Raw genomic sequence first — 19,959 nt, forward strand, 5'->3', positions numbered from 1 at the left:
AACGTTTTATGACAGACCATCAGATACATACCTTATCAAACGGCATCCGCATCCTTTTTAAACATTCACCATCGCCAATAACGCACTGTTGTTTTGTTTTCAACGCAGGTTCGCGCGATGAATTGCCCGGCAAAGAGGGTTTGGCTCATTTTATTGAGCACATGCTGTTTAAGGAAACCAAACGGCGCAGCACTACACAGATACTTAATTACCTGGAAATGGTGGGGGCGGATCTTAATGCCTATACCACAAAAGAATACACCTGCATCCATGCTTCGTTGTTAAACCAGCACCTGCAGCGCGCAGTTGATCTGTTTGAGGATATCATTTTCCACTCAACTTTCCCTGAGGAGGAAATGGAAAAAGAGCGCGGTGTGATACTTGACGAAATAGCCTCATACCAGGACCAGCCTGAAGAAGCGATACAGGATGACTTTGAAGAATATTTGTTTAAAGATCATCCTATAGGCAACAATATTTTAGGAACTGATGAAAGTGTGGCTGCCATTTCACAGCAGGATATTCATCAATTTACGAAAGCAACCCACAACACCCATCAAATGGTTTTTGCCGTTTACGGCGATTACAAGTTTGAGAAGCTGATAAAAATGTGTGAAAAGTATTTCGGTACTATATCAGAAAACACATCGCATAAAAATCGAATTTCACCAAACCCGGTAAAAACGGGTATTTATGCAGTGCAAAAGCCTATTGCCCAAACGCATTGTATCATTGGTGGCAGGGCTTATCCCTCGGCGCATCAACATAAATACGGGTTGCTGCTGCTGAACAACATACTTGGTGGCATGGGTATGAGTAACCGACTGAATTTGGAGATCCGCGAAAAGCACGGTATTGCTTATACCATTGAATCAAACTATACCTCGCTTACTGATACCGGTATCTTTTCAATTTATCTTGGCACCGATGCTGAAAAAACAGACAAAGCCATAAAGCTCGTCCATAAGGAACTTAAAAAGTTACGTGATAATCGCTTAGGCGAAGTGCAGCTTAAACAAGCAAAAGACAAATTTATAGGCCAGATTGCCCTTGCCGAGGAAAGCCGGATGAGCCTTATTATATCCATGGCCAAAAGCTTAATGGACTTTGATCGCATTGATACGCTCGAAGATGTGTTTGGGAAAGTAAATGCTGTTACTGCCGATCAACTGCTACAAATAAGCAATGAAATATTTGATAATGACGGTTTAATAACCCTGCTATTTGAGCCTAAATAAATAAACTTTTACCTTTGCACCCATGAAATATCCTATTGTTGCCTACGGCGACCCTGTTTTACGAAGAAAAGCAACTGCCATTGAGGCCGACGAATACCCGCACATAAAAGAACTGGTTGAGAACATGTACGAAACCATGTACGGTGCGCGTGGCGTGGGTTTGGCGGCTCCGCAGGTAGGGATGTCTATGCGCCTGTTCGTAGTTGATGCCACTCCATTTGATGATGAGGAACCTGAGCTTAAAAATTTTAAGAAGGCATTCATCAACGCTATTATACTTGACGAAAGCGGCGAAGAGTGGTCTTTTAACGAAGGATGTTTGAGCATCCCGGATATCAGGGAAGATGTTGCCAGGAAATCAACCGTGCGTTTATCATACTACGATGAGGATTGGAAACACCATGAGGAAACGTTCAGCGGTATGGCCGCCCGCATCATTCAGCACGAATATGATCATATCGAAGGCAAGCTATTCACAGATAAACTTAGCCCGTTGCGCAAGCGTTTGATAGAAAAGAAATTGAATGATATTTCCAAAGGTGCCGTAGACGTTGATTACCGCATGAAATTCCCGGCTGCAAAGAAAGGACGTTAGAGGTTAGAGATTGGCTGATCAGAGACCATTTATCAGTCCGGCTATATAAACAAGAAAAGCCACTTCATTAGAGGTGGCCTTTCTTGTTTAATAATAAATTTTCTTTTCCTAATCTCTGATCAACTAATCTTTAATAATTAACCCCTACTTCCCTCCTCCATCTGTGATGGATTTGATCAGGCTGCCCCAGGCAAGTGGGTTAAGCAGTGGATTAGTGATAGAATGCGAGTTAACAATATTGGTGTGCTGCTGCTGAGAGTTAGCAGTTGATATCTCCTGGCCATCACGCGGCAGGGTGTTGGTCATCGCTACAATCGAGGCGCGGCTGATGTTTTTACGTGCGATCTCCAGGTCGTCGTCGGCAATTTTAGCGTTCACAAAGTCTTTCCTGAATTCATCGGTAGTTGCCCATGGGAACACGCGAACCATTGGCAGGTTGGTGATCTGCGGTTTTAGCATCACCTTGGCCGTGTAACTTTTGCTGCTAACATTTTGCGGCAAAACCAGCGTAACAGCAGCATAACCAATTGCTGTAAATTGGACGGAGTCCTGCTCATGTGCAACAAAAGAGAAATAACCGTTGTAGTTACTTATCACAACAGACTTTTTCTGACTCAGATTAGTTACCGTTACGTAAGGCACTATCATCTTAACACTATCGGCATTGTAAACCACACCGCTGAACTGCACCAGCGGTTTCTCCTTATCCTGCCCAAGGGCAGATAAAGAAACCAGTAAAAACAATATGCCAATTAATCTTTTCATTTTAAAAACACACACCAATTACGTGCCGCTTTTAATAATATTATGTTAGGGGCGTACAAAAATAGCTAAAGCCTGTAAGCCTCAACCGTTTTTAACAAATCTTAACACTATCTCAAATTCTCCGGAAGCACCGCATTGGGGTCATCAATGTCGGTTAGGTTTATTGCTTCAATAGCAGTTATCTCGGGTACGGCTTTTTTAATAGCCTGTTCAATACCCGCCTTAAGCGTCATGATACTCATGGGGCATGAGCCACATGATCCCAATAACTTAAGCTTTACCACATTTTCAGGGGTTATCTCTTCAATAGATACGTTGCCACCATCAGCCTCCAAATAAGGCCTAATAGTGTCTAACGCTGCTTCCACCTGATCGTTTAAACTCATCTTTTATAAATTATTAAGTAAAGATATTAATTATTTACCGCATTCAAAATATGCGCCTTTTCAGCGTTTCTGATCGAAACCTGCTGGGCAACACGCTGTGCCATTTCAATAAATGCAGCAGTCATCGGGCTGTTGTCGTCCAATACAATTGGCTTGCCTGCATCGCCAGAATCGCTAATGCCTTTTATCAACGGGATCTCGCCTAAAAATGGAACATCAAGTCGCGTAGCCAATTTCTGCCCGCCGCCCTGGCCAAATATGTAATACTTGTTATCAGGTAATTCCTCGGGTGTAAAGTAAGCCATGTTCTCCACTATACCCATAATAGGCACGTTAATAGCCTCCATCATAAACATGCCTATACCTTTCTTAGCGTCAGCAAGGGCTACGTTTTGCGGAGTGGTTACCACAACAGCACCGGTAATAGGGAAACTTTGCGTAACAGTGATGTGGATATCACCTGTTCCCGGCGGTAAATCTATAACCAGGTAATCCAATTCGCCCCAATCGGCATCGTTAAACAATTGTTTGACCGCGGTTGAAACCATTGGTCCGCGCCATGGCACAGGTTGATTAGGATCAGTAAAGAAACCTATCGATAAAAGCTTTATGCCGTATTTTTCAATCGGCTCTATCCTGGTTTTGCCATTCTCCTGCGTTGCCATAGGTCGTGCACCCTCCAGCCCAAACATGATAGGGATCGATGGGCCATAAATATCAGCATCTATCAAACCAACCTTAGCCCCTGTTTTTGCCAGCGCTAAAGCCAGGTTAACAGATACGGTTGATTTACCTACACCGCCTTTGCCGCTTGCAACAGCAATGATGTTTTTAACCCCGGGCACGCCGGTGTTGCGCTGCGTTGTTACCTGCGATGTCATGTTCACGGTAACTTCCACATCCTTACTGATGAAATGTGCAATAGCATTGCGGCAGGCATTTTCTATCAGTCCTTTTAAAGGGCATGCTGGGGTTGTAAGCACAACAGCAAAGGCAAGTTTATTGCCATCAATATGGATATCCTGTATCATGTTCAGGGTTACCAGGTCTTTCTTCAGATCGGGCTCCTCAACATTGCTAAGGGCTTGTAGTACTTGTTCTTTAGTGATATTCATATTTATTTAACCGCAAAAATACGAAAACAGGTAGCAGCATGCGTTTGTTAAGAAAACAAATTGCTGGCCGCATCCGTTTGCAGCACATTATATTTAGTTTAGTTTTGATGCAAAAATCATCTATGCGCCGTATAAAAGTTAACCCCAAATATCTTCGTATTGCACTTATAGCTCTTGCTGCCTTAGTAGTGATAGTGTTGATAGGCGGATACGTTGCCTATACAAAGCGCGAGGTTTTGCTTCAAAAAGCTATTAGCAAAGCTACGGCAAAAGCCAAGCGAGATTATAATTTAGATGTAAAAATAGGCTCCGCAAGATTTACCGGCCTTGCAACAGTTGCCTTTAGCGATATTAGTGTAGTACCTCAACAACGCGATAGCCTTTTTTCTGTAAAGCGCTTTGATGTAAGTGTAAAAGTAATGCCTTTGCTTTTCGGTAACATTAAGCTTGGCGACGTAGTGTTGCAAAATGCCCACCTTAACCTCACCAATATTAAAGGAGTTAAAAACTTCGACTTTCTTTTCAAGAAGAAAAAAGATACAACAGATACAAAGAGCAAGGTGGACCTTTCTGATGTATCAAACCGATTGATAAACGAGGTGCTTTATAAAATACCTGATAATCTATCTCTCCAAAACTTTCTGATGAGTTTTAAGGACGATAGCACAACTGTTACCTTGTTGACCAGCACAGCTTCAATCAAAGATGGTAAGCTTAAATCAACCATCAACGTAAATAACGGCGAATCTACCTGGCATATCGATGGCAAAATGGTGCCATCAGACAAGAACATCGATGTCCATCTTTACGCTGATGGTAAAAAGGTAGAATTGCCGCTCATAGAAAAAAAGTTTAAACTCAAACTAAATTTCGATACCATCAGCACAAAGCTGAGCGACGTGAGCCATAGCAGCGGCGAAACCAAGATAAACGGTTCATGGTCTATCCGTAACCTGTTACTTAATCATAAAGGGCTTTCTACGCAGGATATCGTTGTGCCTAACGGCTCTATAGACGCAAATGTGGTTGTAGGTTCTAATTTTATCTCTTTAGATAGCTCATCTGTTATCCATTTAAGGAAATTAACGGCCAACCCATACATCAAATACACGCTTAATCCGGTTAAGATCTACGAAGCTAAAATTAAAACCGGCTGGCAAAATGCACAGGATGTTTTCGATTCATTCCCTACCGGCATGTTCGAATCTTTGGATGGTATACAGGTTACAGGGAAACTCAACTATAACTTTAACCTTTATCTTGACAACTCGCACTTGGATGATATGGTATTTAACTCCAGCCTGCAAAAAAGCAACGATTTCAGGATCGTTAGGTACGGCAAGGCTGACCTGGGGAAACTGAACAATACCTTTGTTTACGTGCCCTATGAGAAAGGCAAACCAATGCCGCCACACACTATTGGGCCAAGCAACCCGGAATTTACACCCCTTAACCAGATCTCGCCTAACCTGCGTAATGCAGTGATGACCGCCGAGGATCCATCGTTTTACAGTAATCGCGGTTTTGTTGATGAGTCTATCCGTAAATCATTCATCACAAACATCAAAGAGAAGAAATTTAAACGCGGCGGCAGTACAATTTCCATGCAGCTGATCAAAAACGCGTTTTTAACACGTAACAAGACATTATCACGCAAGATCGAGGAGATATTGATCGTATGGTTGATTGAGAACAACCGCATTATGAGCAAAAACCGCATGTTAGAGGTGTACTTTAACATTATTGAGTGGGGCCGTGGCATTTATGGCATAAGCGAGGCATCCCACTATTATTTTGGTAAAGCGCCATCAGATCTTACTTTGGGCGAGAGTATCTTTTTGGCAAGCATAGTACCAAACCCTAAAGCCGGTCTTTATGCTTTTGAAGCAGATGGCACGTTGAGACAACGCCTGCATGGTTATTTTAATTTGATTGGCAGGTTAATGGCTAAACGAGGGCTTACGGAACCGGATTCAAACGCATATGGCTTTTACAGTGTGCGCTTACGCGAGGGCTTACGCAGGCAAATTGCACCGATCGATACGGCAACTGCAGATAGTCTGACCAGGCAAACAGCAAACGACGACGATGCGCCTAATGATGCTGCAGCAGCGCCGGTTTATGAGGAACCTAAAAAACCAAGCTTCTTCCAGCGCTTATTTGGTAAAAAAGATACCGCGCAGGCTAACGCAGAGAAAAAGATAGAGGAAACCAATGATGCTATCAAAGCCCGCTTAAAGGCCGAAATTGAACGTGTAAAAGCGGATTATAAAAACCGGATAGATAACATCGATACAGCAGGTAAAACCAAAAAAGAGATTAAAGCAGAAAAGAACCGGTTGAAAGACGAGAGCAAAGAAAAAGTGCGCGAACTTAAAGACCGTATGCCTTAATGAACCAGTCATTCAATATCGACCTGCCTGAAGGTTTTGTAAAGCCGGAAAGCCTGGATGACATGGGCAAGTTTATAGAAAGGCTATTTTGTGATAATAGTAAGGCCTACGCTTTTCTGCAATCGGCATTGCAATATGAGAATAAGTCAAAATTCGGCCCTTCATCTATTAGTAACACAACTTTCAGCATCGAACATTTTGATGAACACACATTAAAAGGCCGGATGCGTGTTAATTATGATATGCAACTTACGTTTGGCTGTGAGGATTTTACCAAGGATCATCGCAATCAGCACTCGTATTATGAATTCGGCATTGATCTGCAGAAAAATACCATCCATTTCGATGGAGATGTTATTGAAGAAAGGTCAACGGCTGATGAGTTTTAAACCATTAGCGTATTTAATAAAGCTTACATTGCCCTGACTGGCATGTATGTTGCAACACATATGTTTGTTTAACTAAAACTCCAAGACCATGACATTAGTAGATAAATTAAACTGGCGATATGCCACTAAAAAATTTGACACAGACAAAAAGATACCTGTTGATACACTAAATTACATCTTGGAAGCTACAAAGCTTTCTCCATCTTCGTTCGGCTTGCAACACTACCGTGTGATAGTGGTAGAGAATCCGGAAGTACGCGCTAAACTTCGCGAAGCTGCTTACGGACAGCCCCAGGTAACCGATGCATCGCACCTGGTTGTTTTTGCTGCTGAAACCGGAATTGATGAAGATTTTGTGAAAGATTACATCGACCATGTAGCCGAAGTACGCAACGTTCCTCGTGCAGACTTAAAAGGCTTTGAGGATACGATAGTGGGCACAATTAATAGCCGCACACCAGAACAGCTTACTACCTGGGCTCAAAAACAGGCTTATATTGCATTGGGTATTCTAATTGCAGCCGCATCAGAACAGGGCGTTGATAGTGGGCCGATGGAAGGCTTCGACGCTGCTAAATTTGATGAGATCCTTGGCCTTAAAGATAAAGAGCTAACGGCATCGGTTATCGTTGCCATCGGCTACCGTGCAGATGATGACCCGTACGGCAAATTGGCCAAGGTCCGTCGCCCGGAGCATGAATTGTTTATACACATTTAACGGTTAGCATTCGATTGATAAAATTGAAGGGAAGGCTAAGCCTTCCCTTTTTACTTTTTGCAAACCGGTGGTTTGAAAATTCGGCACAGGCTTTGCAATACTCGCTGTAAGAGAGGAAGATACAGCGATGGCAAAAAAAATTTTAATAGTAGATGACAACGAGCTCATTGTTGAAGTGATGAGCTATATATTGATTAATTGCGGATACGATGTTTTTTCACTGTATAATGGCGAACATGTGATAGAGGAAGTGAAACACAACCACCCGGACCTCCTGATAATGGATGCAAAAATGCCCGGTATGGATGGGCGCGATATATGTCAGATCTTGAAAATGGATAAGGCTACTAAGGGAGTGCCGGTGATTATTTGTTCATCGGAAGATAATCTGGCCGACTCTTTAAAGCAGCGCGGGGCGCCGGATGATATTCTGCAAAAGCCCTTTGATATGACAGCATTGATCAATAAAGTAAAAATGCAGCTGGCCGCTTAACCAGCTGCATTTTTTTATGGCCTTCAGTCAAAAACGCTTTGAGCTTTTTTGATCGTTTTTTCAAGATCTATTCCTTTATCAAGCACACTTTTAAACAAGTCGCCCTCACTTTTAAGGCGCGCCACAGAATTATTTATTGTGAAATCTTTCATGGTTAGCCCGGGCTTTACTTCGTCCCAATGTAATGGCATAGATACGGTAGCACCCGGCTTAGGCCGCAGCGAATAAGGACCTGCAATTGTAGCACCCGGGCGATTCTGTAAAAAATCAAGGTACATCTTACCATCTCTTTTTTTGATCATTCGCTCAAGCGAGGTGTATTCGGGTATTTGTTGATGGACTATACCTACAACCAGTCTGGCAAACATTTGTGATTGGTCATAATCATATTTAGCACCTAAGGGAATGTAAATATGCATACCTGTTGAGCCGGACGTTTTGCAGCAGCACGGTACGTCGATGACATCAAGCACTTTCTTTACTTCCTGTGCAGCATTGATCACCTGGTCGAAAGTGTTTTTATCCGGATCGAGGTCTATCACGCAATAATCCGGGTTATCCGGCGATTGGATGCGGCTGAACCAGGGGTTCATTTCAATACAGCCCAAGGATGCCATCCATAGTAAAGTGGCTTCGTCATGCCCAACCAAATACTCTTTGTGTTCGCCATCGCTGGTGGTATAAGGGAAAGTGCGCACCCAATCCGGCGATTTACCTTTAACATCCTTTTGGTAAAAACTTGGGCCATGAATACCGTTGGGGAAACGGTTAAGCGATTGCGGGCGATCTTTCAAATAAGGTAAAATATATTCTGCTACCTGGTAATAATAATTGAACATATCTCGCTTAGTAACACCGTCCTCGGGCCAGTAGACTTTACTGAGATGGGTAAATTTAAGATCGTGCCCGCATATTTTCTTTACCTGTGTTTCTTCATTGGGGTTGAGCAATGACCTTTTAACAGCACCTTTCGGCGCGGTAACCAATTTATGCCCAGTTGATCTTTCTTCTTTTAAATCCTTCTTCTCGGGCGCATCAATAACATCATCAGTTTCCACTTCCGTTTCGCGAATAACATCCTTTGCTTTTTTATCTGCCCGCATACCCTCAAAAGATGGGTGCCTGAAAACGCCATCGCTGGTTACCTCTGCAAAGCTTACCTCGCAAACAAGCTCAGGTTTTAGCCAGGTTGCTTTAGCCTTGGGAGGATTAGGCCTGAACCTTGATGGTTTATTTACATCAGGCTCAGCGTTAAACGGGGTTTTATCAACAACAAGCGGTTTAAACATCGCCATCATTTCTTTCTGCAGCTTATCAGAAAAGCCGGTGCCTACCTTGCCTACGTACTGGAATTCTCCGCCCTCGTAAACGCCTAACAGCAGCGAGCTGAATTGTTTAGCGGTACCTTCGTTTTTAGTGAAGCCGCCGATAACTACTTCCTGCCGTTTGTTTACCTTTATTTTAAGCCAATCCTTAGAGCGGTTATCTGCAATATAAGTACTGCTCATCCTTTTGGCCATAATCCCTTCGAGGCCTATCTTTTGGGCGGCCTCAAAAAACTCTATACCATTAGCCTTAAAGGTTTGGCTTACTCTTATGCGGTCGTCATCCGTAGGAATAACATCTTTTAATACAGCTTGTCTTTCACTCAGGGGCAGATCCATCAGATTTTTACCGTCGTACCAAAGCAGATCAAAAACGTAATAAACCAGTTCGCCGTCCGCTTCGCTTCGCCAGTTTTGTAAAGCACCAAAGTTTGATACGCCTTTATCATTCAATACGAGTATCTCACCGTCAACAACAGCATTTATTTTCCATTCCTGCAAAAGTTTTGTAAGTGGGTAATATTTATCATTGAAGCTTTTATTATTGCGCGACGATAGTTCCACCTCTCCTTTATTAATAAACGCCAGCGCACGGTAACCATCCCATTTTACTTCATATTCCCAATCGGGGTCATCAAAAGGTTCGCTTACAAGCGTTGCCAGCATGGGCTTTATACCAGTTGGTATTTTAGCCTTTGCCGCTTTTTTCAAAACTGCTTTTACGTCAACACTTTCTTCCGGTTGGTCTTTAGCCAATTCCTCTATGGCATCATCTGCTTTTTCAGTCGTGGCCTTTTTTTTTGAATGAGATGTTTTGCTTTCTGTTTTCAGGTCGTGCTCTCCGCCATCTGTCCAAACTTTATCTCCGGTCTTTTCCATTTGGGCAATGGTTTTATCTGATAGTACGGACTTATCTTGCTTGGTGATATCTTTCTTTGATGCGAAATCATCTTTATGTTTAATAAGCAACCAGCCATTCTCGCCCATGCCATGGGTTTTCACCAGGGCATACTCGCCCTCAAGCTTTTCGCCATGGAGCTTTATTTTTAATGAACCCTCTTTTAGTTGCTTAAGCAGATGCTTTTCTTGAGCCTTTTTGCCTTTTATCTCTTCAATAGGCTCGTAGGTGCCTTCATCCCATACGATAACGGTACCGCCACCATACTCGCCCTGCGGAATAATACCTTCAAAGTTGCGGTAATCAAAAGGATGGTCTTCAACCATCATGGCCAGGCGCTTATTCTGCGGATCTGTTGATGGGCCTTTTGGCACTGCCCAGCTTTTTAAAACCCCATCCATCTCCAGCCTGAAATCATAATGCAAACGCGAGGCATCGTGCTTTTGCACCACAAACATCAGCTTGTCCTTATCCTTGCTTCGGCCTGCTTTGGGCTCTTTGGTTTTATTGAAATCGCGCTTCTGTTTATACTTTTCCAGGCTCATGATGATGCAGTGTTTACTGTTAGATACAGCAAATAAAAACGGCTCAAATAAGGCCGTTAAATGATATTTGTTGTATATCCGTTTATAACTTACTCACTAATAACGGCTTCATAGCAACAACACTGCTACACAAGCAATGGTTTTATAAATTAACTAATAGGATAAAAGCGATTTACTGATTCTCAATAACAGAGAGAAAATTGCCGGACGGATCTTTAAACCAGGCTATTAAAGGTCCACCGCTTCTGTTAATGCTGTCGGCATCGGTTTTAAGATACTCGGTATCATAGTTCTCAAATTCAACGCCCCGTTCTTTCAGGCCCCGCACCACCGAAACGATATCCTGCACAGGGAAGTTGAGAATAGTGTAAGTTGCCGGTTCATGATTTGGCTTTGGATAGATCAATATGCCGTTATCATTCCCGTTGATATGGATGGTAAGCATGCCTCCCATGTCGTCATGCTGCTCTACATCTAAACCTAAGGTTTCTTTATAAAACTTGTGTGCGGCGTCAATGTCTTTTACAGAGAAGCCGCTAAATGCTTTTGAATCTTTTAACAGGGCAGTTTATTTAGTTAATAATTGATTTAACCCCTTAGAGTCCACAAAATTGCTGCCAGTAAAAGTGGTGTTTCAAGTACAAAAAAGGCGAATTAACATTCGCCCTGAGATTAATACTTAATGTTTTCCAGGTACTTATACCCGCTTCCGGTGTTAACCATTACAACTGTTTCGCCAGGTTTTATCCAGTGAGCCACTTTTAGTTTTTTATACGCCAGCCATAAGGCAGCACCTTCCGGCGACATCAATATACCTTGTGTTTGAGCAAGCTGTTTAACGCCGGCTTCCATTTCAGCATCGCTTATCGTAAGTGCGGTTCCGCAGCTTTCCTTCAAAGCTTTCAGTATCTCTTTATCTGCGTATGATTTAGGTACACGCAGGCCGTTGGCTATAGTAAAGCCTCCATCTACAAAAGTTGCAGAAGCACTACCTTCGTTAAAAGCATTTACAATGCCGTCGCAGCTTTCGGATTGTACGGCCACCATCCGCGGGCGCTTGTCGCCAATCCAACCTAAGGCAGCCATTTCTTTAAAGGCTTTCCAAATACCTATCAGGCCTGTACCACCACCTGTTGGATAAAATATAACGTCGGGCACTTCCCAATTCAATTGCTCGGCAATTTCGTAACCCATGGTTTTCTTGCCTTCAACACGATATGGCTCGCGCAGGGTTGATATCGGGAACCAACCCTTTTCGGCAGCCTGTTCGTGTATCAATTTTCCGCAGTCGCTAATGTTGCCATCTATTTCTGTAAGATCAGCGCCATATAAGCGGCATTCGTCTTTAAAAAGCTGCGGGGTAAGCTTGGGCATATAAACTACGGCCTTCATCCCGGCGCGTGCTGCATAAGCCGAAAGCGCTCCGCCAGCATTGCCGGCTGTTGGTATGGCAATGGTTTTTACGCCCAATTCCTTTGCTTTGGAAACTGCCATGCTAATGCCCCTGGCCTTGAAAGACCCTGTAGGATTACCCGCTTCATTTTTAAAGAAAACTTGGTTACCTGCGATGTCTTCGTCGAGGTTTATAACGGGTAACAGCGGTGTAAACCCTTCGCCCATTGAAACAATGTGGTTTGCATCCAAAACAGGGAGCATCTCCCAGTAACGCCACATATTGGCCGGGCGGCCTTTAAGCAGCCCTTTATCGAATGTTTTAGCAGTATCGTATCGGGGAAATAAAGTGCTTTGGCACTCGGCCACTTTACATACTGTATTAAGCTCCGTTGCTTCGTATGTTGCCCCGCATGCCGGGCATTCGAGGTTGATCAAAAAAGTATCGTGTTTTAAGCTTTCCATAGTATGTAAACGCGGCCGCAAGGTATTAACAATGCTTTTTAGCCACAAATAAACGTATCATACTTCTTATTAAAAGAAAAAGACCCACTCAACGGTGGGTCTCTTTGTTTTAGTTAGCTTCGTAAACACTTGATTTAAATGTATAGCTATCCGTTTTGGATGCTGATTTTAACGTGATCTCCGGAATATCAACCTTGATCCTTCCGTTACTGGTAAAACTTACTTGCACGGTAGTACCTGCTGCTCCGCTGTAAACAAAGTCGGACCCTAATTTGTCATCGGTTGCAGAAACAGCAATGTTATCGGTTCCTAAACCAACACCTAAGCCCGGCACCAGGGTGTATACGCCCGCCGTTTTAGGCATAGCTTTAAAATATACCGTCATTGTTGCACCTCTGTCTTTATTGGTATCGGTAAAAACGATTTTTGCAGCAGTGCTGCCAGAGGCCTCTGTACGGGCTGAGCTAACAGCAACATGCGATACCCCATTAAGGAACCAATTACTCTCGTTGATAATAGGCAGATCAGAATCTTTTGAACAAGCCGTAAATAATAATGCAACAGACGCAAAAATTAAGGTTAGTGTTTTTTTCATAGATGTGTGTTTAAATTGGCCGCAGCCATTGTAAACCATTTATAACGGTTTGGAATGTAAATTTGTTGTAACACGGCTTGCCGGGCTTTGTTTTAGGAAAACCTTTTTATACCAAAACGGTTAAGAGTGAGTTATTTATTATTTAACTAATTCTTATATATCATGAAATTAAGAATAATATTTCCTACACTATTGGTTGCGATAATTGCGGCCTCCGGTTGTGTTAGCACCGGAAAGTATAAAGAGCTACAGGCAAGATACGATAAGTTGGATAGCAATACCCGCGAAGTACGTGGCAGATATTTATTAACGGAGCGCAACCTGGCCGTTGCAAACGACCGGGTAAAAGGTCTTGACGACCAGTTGGCATCTGAAAGAGCGAACAACAAGCAACTGCAAAGCGCGCTTGATAAGTGTTTAACATCAAGCGGGCAAGGCAATATCAATATCTCTAAACTTGTTGACGAGATAAACCGGTCTAACCGTTACATACAGGAACTGGTGAATGCCAAAAATAAAAGCGACTCGCTTAATATGGTGCTTACCAATAACCTAACGCGGTCGCTAAGCCAACAAGAGGCGCAGGATGTGGATGTGAAGGTATTAAAAGGCGTAGTATATATTTCTTTGGCTGATAATATGCTTTATAAATCTGGCAGTTATGAAATATCTGATAAAGCCGGTGCAACTTTATCGAAGATTGCCAAGATCATTAAGGATTACAACAATTACGATGTGTTGATAGAAGGTAATACCGACAATGTGCCTATCACGCAGAAAAATATCCGCAACAATTGGGACCTGAGTGCTTTAAGGGCATCATCGGTTGTGATGGCTTTGCAGAATAACTACCAGGTTGACCCAAAACGACTGACCGCAGGTGGCCGTGGCGAATACAATCCAATTGCGGACAACAGCACGCCAAGTGGTAAAGCACAGAACAGGCGTACTCAGATCATCATCACCCCTAAACTGGATCAGTTTATGGACCTGATAGGCAAGGCGCCGGAAAACCAACCGGCTAAACAGTAAGCGATTCCTTTAAAATAAAAAGAAGCCTTGAGAAATTTCTCAAGGCTTCTTTTTATTAGTCGGGATGGCAGGATTTGAACCTACGACCTCCAGCACCCCATGCTGGCGCGATACCGGGCTACGCTACATCCCGAAAACCGGCAAGGCTACAAATATAAAAAGCTTGTATTATTAGTCAACCCCAAATATAATCAGTGAGAAACAAACTCTACCATATTTACCCCTGGCAGTTTCTGTAATTCCTGCAATACAGCCAGCGATTCCGGGCTTTTTGAGGAAGATTTGCGCACAGCTATCTTAATTTGATCAGTAAGCTCATCGGGCGACGTCAGTCTTACTTCTTTAATACCTATTAGGTGATTTTCTAACACCTGCTGAATGCTGTGAATATCTAACCGATCTTTGCCAACTTGCACACTAATGGCTGTGTATTTATTTTTATCAAAAAGCCTGCGTTCCACGGGTTTTATAGCAGCCAGAATGATCAATACTATGGCGGTTGTAGCTGCTGCCGGAATGTAAAGCCCGCCACCAACAGCCAGGCCAACAACGGCAACAGTCCACAGCCCGGCTGCAGTAGTTAGCCCTTTTACAATTTCGCTTTTCAGGAAAAATATTGTTCCGGCACCTAAAAAGCCTATCCCGCTTACTACCTGTGCAGCCACGCGTGATGGATCGAGCCCTACACCAGGTTTATTTACCACATCATTAAAGCCATCCATAGAAACGATCATGGCTAAGGCAGCACCCACACAAACCAGCATGTGAGTTCTAAGGCCCGCAACCCAATCATGCCGTTGGCGCTCTAAACCAATTAAACTGCCCAGCAACGCTGCCACAGCCAACCTTATTAAAATGTCAGTTAACGCAATCATTGCAACTAAGTTAATTAACTGTTTGTAAATGGCGCTCCTCTACGGCCATCACATTATTTTTTTGTCTCAATTTTTCCTTCCGTAAAAAGCTATAGTGTAACAAGCCAATACCTAATGCCGCAATACCTTCAAACAATATGGTATCCGGTGCACCTATCCATTTAGAAACCAACCCTACGAGCAGGCCTCCTACCGGTTGTAAACCAAAATAAGCCATGGCATAAAAGCTGATCACGCGCCCGCGCATACCGGGCTCAACACTGGTCTGAATAAGGGTATTGCTAACCGTTATTTGCGACATCATACCGAAGCCTGCTATAGTTGCAAACACTAATGCAAGCCAGTAAGTATTTTCGTGCGAGAACAATAATAGGCCAATACCGAATATTAGCGTATTAATACTCAATATCTTTTTAAGGTTGCTGCCCGGTTTCAAGGAAGCTAAAAATATTGCCCCGCTAAACGCACCCAGACCTATCACACTGTCAATTACACCGAAGGTTGTGGCATTACCCTTGAAAACCTCGCGGGCATAATAAGGGATCAGCGTACTGAATGGTAAAACTAACAAGCTTATCAACCCAAGCATCATGATCACAAATGATATCGAAGGTGTCTTCTTAAGATAAGAGAAACCTTCTTTCAGTTCACCCATTACATTCTTGCTGTGTTCCTGTTTTACATATTTGGGCAAGCGCATCAGCAGCAGCGACCCAATTACCGCTATAAAGCTCACCGCATTTAACAGGAAACATATGCCATCGCCCATCGTCTCAAGCACAAAACCGGCAATGGCGGGGCCAATTAAACGGGACAGGTTAACCATAGATGAATTTAATGCAAGCGCATTTGGCAAATCGTTCTTGTCCTCTATCATCTCAAACACTAATGACTGCCTTGCCGGTACATCAAAAGCATTTATGGCACCAAGGATAACGCTGAGGGTTAATATTTCCCATACGGCATAATGTTTTAGAAGGATAATAACCGCCAGTATGGTTGCTTGTATCATAGAAGCAACCTGCGTGGTAAGCAACACCCGGAACCGGTTATAGCGATCTGATACCACACCACCGAATAGCGACAGTAAGAACGACGGGAACTGGCTGGCAAACAACGTAAGCCCCAGCATAAATGTAGAATGTGTTAACGTGTATATCACCCAGCTTACAGCGGTTTTCTGCATCCAGGTACCAATTAGTGAAATGGACTGACCGGCAAAATATAAACGGTAATTACGGCTACGAAAGGCTTTAAAAGTACTGATGTTCATTATAATCTGAACGACAAAGCGTTGACGCCAATTGTTTTTAGTACAGTGCGTAATTATTTATTTACAATCAATCAATATTTCTTGCTTATCCGGCATCGCAATATTAATTAATACTTATTTTCGTTTCAGTAACTGTATTATTCATTAACCGGTACATGTCCCAACCTGAAAATTATGATCTGCTCCTGGAGAAGATCAACGTTTTTATACGCAAATATCATTACAACAACCTGCTGCGCGGTTTGCTGTTTCTTGCGTCGGGCTTTTTAATAGGTTATGTCGTTATTACGCTTTCAGAGTATTTTGGCAACTTTAACACCGTTCCGCGTACTATACTTTTTTACTTTTTCATCCTGTTAAACCTTTCGCTCTTTTTCTGGCTGGTTATACCGCCTTTGCTGGCCATGCTTAAATTAGGTAAAACACTTGATCATAACCAGGCCGCGGAGATAATAGGTAAGCATTTTACCAATGTGAATGATAAGTTACTTAACACACTCCAATTAAAGCGCCAGGCACTGGAAAACCCGGAACACCGCGAATTATTGGAGGCCAGTATCAATCAGCGTATTGAAACTTTGCAACCGGTAAGCTTCCCTTCAGCAGTTAACCTGCGAGAAAATAATAAGTACCTTAAGTGGGTAATACCGCCCGCTGCTATAATTTGCATATTGGCATTTGCTGCACCATCCATACTTACTGATAGCACTAATAGGCTTATCCATCACGATAAGTATTTTGCACCTAAAGCCCCGTTTCAATTCCGGGTATTGAACGAAGATCTTTCGGCTGTACAGGGCCAGGATCTTAAGCTCGACATCAAACTATCGGGCGATAAACTTCCGGCAGATGTATATATTGAGACTGGCAACACAACCTTTAAGCTCGACAAGGATAATATTAGCAGGTTTCATTACACGTTTAACAATCTGCAAAAAAGTATCACCTTTCGGCTGTCGGGCAACGGGTTTAGCTCAGCACCATATACTGTAAAGGTGGGCCTTAAACCTTTGTTGCTGCATTTTGATGCTGAGCTTACTTACCCCGCATACCTGCATAAGCAAAGGGAAACCATAACAAATGCCGGAGACTTAACTATCCCTGCCGGAACAGTAATCAGCTGGAAGTTTTTTACCCAGAACGCTTCGGAGCTGGCGTTTAATGTAAAAGGCCGAAAATTTGTATTAAACAGGCAATTTGATAACGTCTTCTCGCATGCTGAACACATTGTTTCAGCTACAAGTTATTCGCTTACGCCTCTTAATAGCGCCATAAACACATCTGATTCTGTCAGTTACAAAATAAATGTTATTGCTGATCAATTACCTTCTATACAGGTTGAAGTGAAACCCGACTCAGTGAGCATGAATGCTTTTTACTTTAACGGGCAGGTGGCCGACGATCATGGTTTTTCTTCGCTAAACTTTTGTTACCGTGTTGGTAACAATAAAAACGATTTGCGGCGTATCCCTGTTAAAGCAGCGCTGAATGGCACGGAGGCAGCTTTTTTTTATTTCTGGGATACCAGATCGCTTAAAACACCACCCGGTGAAACCGTCACTTATTTTTTTGAAGTAAGTGATAACGATGGTGTTAATGGTCCTAAAACTACGCGTAGTGTTGAGCGCACACTTAATATGCCTGATGCCGCAGTGTTAGCTCAGCAGCTAAATAATGGCACTCAGGCAGTAAAGCAAAAAATTCAGTCGGCGGTAAAGATGGCCGGGCAGATAGAGAAATCTGCGCAAAAACTTAACGAATCGCTTCTGGAAAAAAACAACTTGTCGTTTGATGAGAAGAAACAGGTTGAAGAACTACTGCAGAAAAAGAATGACCTGGATGCATTGGTAAAAGAAATACAGGCCGAAAATAAAAAGAACCTTTACAATCGTCAGCAAAATCAGCAGCAAACAGATGAACTGATGGAAATGCAAAAGCAGATAGAAAACCTGCTGAATAATGTAATGGATGATAAGACCCGAGAAATGCTGGAAAAACTGCAGCAAATGTTACAAGAGAGCCAAAAAGACGGCACCCGTGACGAGCTCTCGAAAATGCAGAATGACAATAAATCCATGAAGAAAGAGTTGGATAGGATACTTGAGCTGTATAAGAAACTTGATTTTGAGCAAAAGGTCAATCAAACCGTAAATCAACTTAATCAATTGGCCGGCGAACAGCAAAAACTTGCAGAGCAAACTAAAAAGGCGGGGAATACTTCGCAAGACTTGCAGCAGCAGCAAAAGTTAAATCAGCAATTTGATGAGATAAAAAAACAGTTGAGCGACCTGGAAAAAACGAATCAGCAGAATGGCAATAAGCAGGATTTTAAGAACCCGCAGGCCGAGCAGCAGGAAATTGCTACCAACATGCAGCAAAGTACAGATGCTTTAAAAAATAATGATCGCCAAAAGGCATCAGATGGGCAGCAACAAGCCGCTAACAAAATGCAGCAACTTGCCAAAAAAATGCAGGATGACGATGCAGAAGGCCAGGAAAGCAATAACGCTGTAAATGCCCGTCAGTTGCGAGAACTGCTCAAGTCTTTAGTGAACAGTTCCTTTACACAGGAAAAGATCATGCAATCGCTCAGGGGGATGAGTTCTCAAGATCCTAACTATACAACTTTGGCTCAAAAACAAAAAGATGTTAAGGATAACCTAAAAACTGCGGAAGATAGCCTGTACGCACTTAGCCGCAGAATACCTCAAATACAATCAGTAGTCAATAAAGAAATTTCGGCAATAAATGAGCATATTGACCAGGCTTTGGATAACATGGGCGAACGGCAAACAGCAGTAGCTAACCGTAATCAGCAATTCGCGATGACATCTATGAATAACCTTGCTTTAATGCTTACCGAAGCGCTTGACCAATTGCAAAAACAAAAGAGCAAAAGTGGCAAAGGCAAGGGAAATCAACAGTCGTTATCGCAGTTGAGCAAAATGCAGCAACAGCTTAACCAGAACATGCAGCAGGCACGCGAGCAGATGCAAAAGCAGGGTAATCAGCCGCAGGGTAAAAGCGGCCAAAATGGTATGAGTGAGCAGTTTGCAAAGATGGCTCGGCAGCAGCAGCTCATCAGGCAATCGTTACAGCAATACAACCGCGAAAACAACAAAGACGGTAGAAACGGCCTCGGCGACCTTGATAAAATTTCAAAAGAAATGGAACAAACCGAGAACGATCTCGTAAACAAGAGAATAACTGATGATGCCTTAAAACGCCAGCAGCAGATACAAACCCGTTTGCTTGAGGCAGATAAGGCTGAGCAGGAACGAGAGCAAGACCAAAAACGCGAAAGCAAGGCCGGCAAGGAATTGCCGCCGGGTTACATTAAGGCTCTACAGAATTATGAAACGCTAAAGGCGAAACAAACGGAAAGATTAAGGACCGCCCCTCCGGCTCTTAATTTATATTATAAACAGAAAATAAAACACTACTTTGATCAACTTAATGCAAAATAA

The 19,959-nt window shown here is 42.9% G+C and carries 17 protein-coding genes and 1 tRNA gene; 8 read left to right on the forward strand and 10 right to left on the reverse strand.

All coding sequences use genetic code 11. From position 1 onward, the window contains the following. The first annotated feature begins 8 nt into the window (after nt 1–8). Both INP83_RS03645 and def read left to right on the forward strand, forming a co-directional pair. On the forward strand, nt 9–1,238 hold the full coding sequence (locus INP83_RS03645; protein ID WP_219126341.1) for a pitrilysin family protein: 1,230 nt from the start codon (nt 9–11) through the stop codon (nt 1,236–1,238). Between the two features lie 22 nt (nt 1,239–1,260). Continuing rightward, nucleotides 1,261–1,833, forward strand: coding sequence for a peptide deformylase (gene def / locus INP83_RS03650; RefSeq protein WP_219126342.1), 573 nt, complete (start codon nt 1,261–1,263; stop codon nt 1,831–1,833). A gap of 144 nt (nt 1,834–1,977) precedes the next feature. Here the strand turns inward: def and INP83_RS03655 are convergent, their stop codons facing one another. The 3 genes from INP83_RS03655 to INP83_RS03665 all read right to left on the reverse strand — a co-directional run bounded on the left by INP83_RS03655 (nt 1,978) and on the right by INP83_RS03665 (nt 4,099). Next, entirely contained in the window at nt 1,978–2,598 is a 621-nt protein-coding gene (locus INP83_RS03655; protein ID WP_219126343.1) for a hypothetical protein, read from the reverse strand. A 107-nt stretch (nt 2,599–2,705) separates the two neighbouring features. Continuing rightward, nucleotides 2,706–2,984: a NifU family protein gene (locus tag INP83_RS03660; RefSeq protein WP_146269481.1), complete on the reverse strand. Its 279-nt coding sequence runs from the start codon at nt 2,982–2,984 to the stop codon at nt 2,706–2,708. Nucleotides 2,985–3,010: 26 nt separating this feature from the next. Further along, a complete protein-coding gene (locus INP83_RS03665) occupies nt 3,011–4,099 on the reverse strand; it encodes an Mrp/NBP35 family ATP-binding protein (RefSeq protein ID WP_219126344.1) in 1,089 nt (362 codons plus the stop codon). A 38-nt stretch (nt 4,100–4,137) separates the two neighbouring features. Between INP83_RS03665 and INP83_RS03670 the strand changes: the two genes are divergently transcribed. The 4 genes from INP83_RS03670 (at nt 4,138) to INP83_RS03685 (ending at nt 8,092) form a co-directional block, all read left to right on the forward strand. Then, entirely contained in the window at nt 4,138–6,492 is a 2,355-nt protein-coding gene (locus tag INP83_RS03670; RefSeq protein WP_255563248.1) for a transglycosylase domain-containing protein, read from the forward strand. Next, the gene (locus tag INP83_RS03675; protein WP_219126345.1) at nt 6,492–6,881 is read left to right on the forward strand and encodes a hypothetical protein; all 390 of its coding nucleotides are present in this window, start codon (nt 6,492–6,494) and stop codon (nt 6,879–6,881) included. The genes INP83_RS03670 and INP83_RS03675 overlap by 1 nt, the downstream gene beginning before the upstream one ends. Nucleotides 6,882–6,969: 88 nt before the next feature. Next, a complete protein-coding gene (locus tag INP83_RS03680) occupies nt 6,970–7,599 on the forward strand; it encodes an NAD(P)H-dependent oxidoreductase (RefSeq protein ID WP_219126346.1) in 630 nt (209 codons plus the stop codon). A gap of 127 nt (nt 7,600–7,726) precedes the next feature. Then, nucleotides 7,727–8,092, forward strand: coding sequence for a PleD family two-component system response regulator (locus INP83_RS03685; protein ID WP_146269477.1), 366 nt, complete (start codon nt 7,727–7,729; stop codon nt 8,090–8,092). Between the two features lie 23 nt (nt 8,093–8,115). Here the strand turns inward: INP83_RS03685 and ligD are convergent, their stop codons facing one another. The 4 genes from ligD to INP83_RS03705 all read right to left on the reverse strand — a co-directional run bounded on the left by ligD (nt 8,116) and on the right by INP83_RS03705 (nt 13,312). Continuing rightward, a complete protein-coding gene (gene ligD, locus INP83_RS03690; protein WP_219126347.1) occupies nt 8,116–10,860 on the reverse strand; it encodes a DNA ligase D in 2,745 nt (914 codons plus the stop codon). 172 nt (nt 10,861–11,032) lie between these two features. Further along, nucleotides 11,033–11,422, reverse strand: coding sequence for a VOC family protein (locus tag INP83_RS03695; RefSeq protein WP_219127548.1), 390 nt, complete (start codon nt 11,420–11,422; stop codon nt 11,033–11,035). A 110-nt stretch (nt 11,423–11,532) separates the two neighbouring features. Next, nucleotides 11,533–12,717 (reverse strand): threonine synthase, encoded by a 1,185-nt coding sequence (locus INP83_RS03700; protein WP_219126348.1) that lies wholly within the window; start codon nt 12,715–12,717, stop codon nt 11,533–11,535. Between the two features lie 109 nt (nt 12,718–12,826). Then, a complete protein-coding gene (locus INP83_RS03705) occupies nt 12,827–13,312 on the reverse strand; it encodes a hypothetical protein (RefSeq protein ID WP_146269473.1) in 486 nt (161 codons plus the stop codon). 162 nt (nt 13,313–13,474) lie between these two features. On the opposite strand from INP83_RS03705, the gene INP83_RS03710 reads away from it, so the two are divergent. After that, nucleotides 13,475–14,344, forward strand: coding sequence for a flagellar motor protein MotB (locus INP83_RS03710; protein ID WP_219126349.1), 870 nt, complete (start codon nt 13,475–13,477; stop codon nt 14,342–14,344). A 59-nt stretch (nt 14,345–14,403) separates the two neighbouring features. Here INP83_RS03710 and INP83_RS03715 read toward each other — a convergent pair. From INP83_RS03715 to INP83_RS03725, 3 genes are all read right to left on the reverse strand, one after another. Then, nucleotides 14,404–14,477: transfer RNA gene (locus INP83_RS03715), tRNA-Pro, on the reverse strand. A 58-nt stretch (nt 14,478–14,535) separates the two neighbouring features. Beyond that, nucleotides 14,536–15,219, reverse strand: coding sequence for an MgtC/SapB family protein (locus INP83_RS03720; RefSeq protein ID WP_219126350.1), 684 nt, complete (start codon nt 15,217–15,219; stop codon nt 14,536–14,538). Between the two features lie 10 nt (nt 15,220–15,229). Beyond that, complete coding sequence (locus tag INP83_RS03725; RefSeq protein WP_219126351.1) at nt 15,230–16,492, reverse strand: MFS transporter; 1,263 nt, start codon at nt 16,490–16,492, stop codon at nt 15,230–15,232. Between the two features lie 155 nt (nt 16,493–16,647). On the opposite strand from INP83_RS03725, the gene INP83_RS03730 reads away from it, so the two are divergent. Further along, nucleotides 16,648–19,959: a DUF4175 family protein gene (locus INP83_RS03730; RefSeq protein ID WP_219126352.1), complete on the forward strand. Its 3,312-nt coding sequence runs from the start codon at nt 16,648–16,650 to the stop codon at nt 19,957–19,959.

This window comes from Mucilaginibacter sp. 21P, from assembly GCF_019331605.1.
Classification (GTDB): domain Bacteria; phylum Bacteroidota; class Bacteroidia; order Sphingobacteriales; family Sphingobacteriaceae; genus Mucilaginibacter; species Mucilaginibacter achroorhodeus.

Excerpts from the sequence above, each read along its gene's own strand:
- ligD (WP_219126347.1), bottom strand. The coding sequence starts at position 10,860 with ATGAGCCTGGAAAAGTATAAACAGAAGCGCGATTTCAATAAAACCAAA.
- INP83_RS03725 (WP_219126351.1), bottom strand. The coding sequence starts at position 16,492 with ATGAACATCAGTACTTTTAAAGCCTTTCGTAGCCGTAATTACCGTTTA.
- INP83_RS03675 (WP_219126345.1), top strand. The coding sequence starts at position 6,492 with ATGAACCAGTCATTCAATATCGACCTGCCTGAAGGTTTTGTAAAGCCG.
- INP83_RS03730 (WP_219126352.1), top strand. The coding sequence starts at position 16,648 with ATGTCCCAACCTGAAAATTATGATCTGCTCCTGGAGAAGATCAACGTT.
- INP83_RS03720 (WP_219126350.1), bottom strand. The coding sequence starts at position 15,219 with ATGATTGCGTTAACTGACATTTTAATAAGGTTGGCTGTGGCAGCGTTG.
- INP83_RS03670 (WP_255563248.1), top strand. The coding sequence starts at position 4,138 with ATGCGTTTGTTAAGAAAACAAATTGCTGGCCGCATCCGTTTGCAGCAC.
- def (WP_219126342.1), top strand. The coding sequence starts at position 1,261 with ATGAAATATCCTATTGTTGCCTACGGCGACCCTGTTTTACGAAGAAAA.
- INP83_RS03705 (WP_146269473.1), bottom strand. The coding sequence starts at position 13,312 with ATGAAAAAAACACTAACCTTAATTTTTGCGTCTGTTGCATTATTATTT.
- INP83_RS03660 (WP_146269481.1), bottom strand. The coding sequence starts at position 2,984 with ATGAGTTTAAACGATCAGGTGGAAGCAGCGTTAGACACTATTAGGCCT.
- INP83_RS03710 (WP_219126349.1), top strand. The coding sequence starts at position 13,475 with ATGAAATTAAGAATAATATTTCCTACACTATTGGTTGCGATAATTGCG.
- INP83_RS03680 (WP_219126346.1), top strand. The coding sequence starts at position 6,970 with ATGACATTAGTAGATAAATTAAACTGGCGATATGCCACTAAAAAATTT.
- INP83_RS03655 (WP_219126343.1), bottom strand. The coding sequence starts at position 2,598 with ATGAAAAGATTAATTGGCATATTGTTTTTACTGGTTTCTTTATCTGCC.
- INP83_RS03700 (WP_219126348.1), bottom strand. The coding sequence starts at position 12,717 with ATGGAAAGCTTAAAACACGATACTTTTTTGATCAACCTCGAATGCCCG.
- INP83_RS03645 (WP_219126341.1), top strand. The coding sequence starts at position 9 with ATGACAGACCATCAGATACATACCTTATCAAACGGCATCCGCATCCTT.
- INP83_RS03685 (WP_146269477.1), top strand. The coding sequence starts at position 7,727 with ATGGCAAAAAAAATTTTAATAGTAGATGACAACGAGCTCATTGTTGAA.
- INP83_RS03665 (WP_219126344.1), bottom strand. The coding sequence starts at position 4,099 with ATGAATATCACTAAAGAACAAGTACTACAAGCCCTTAGCAATGTTGAG.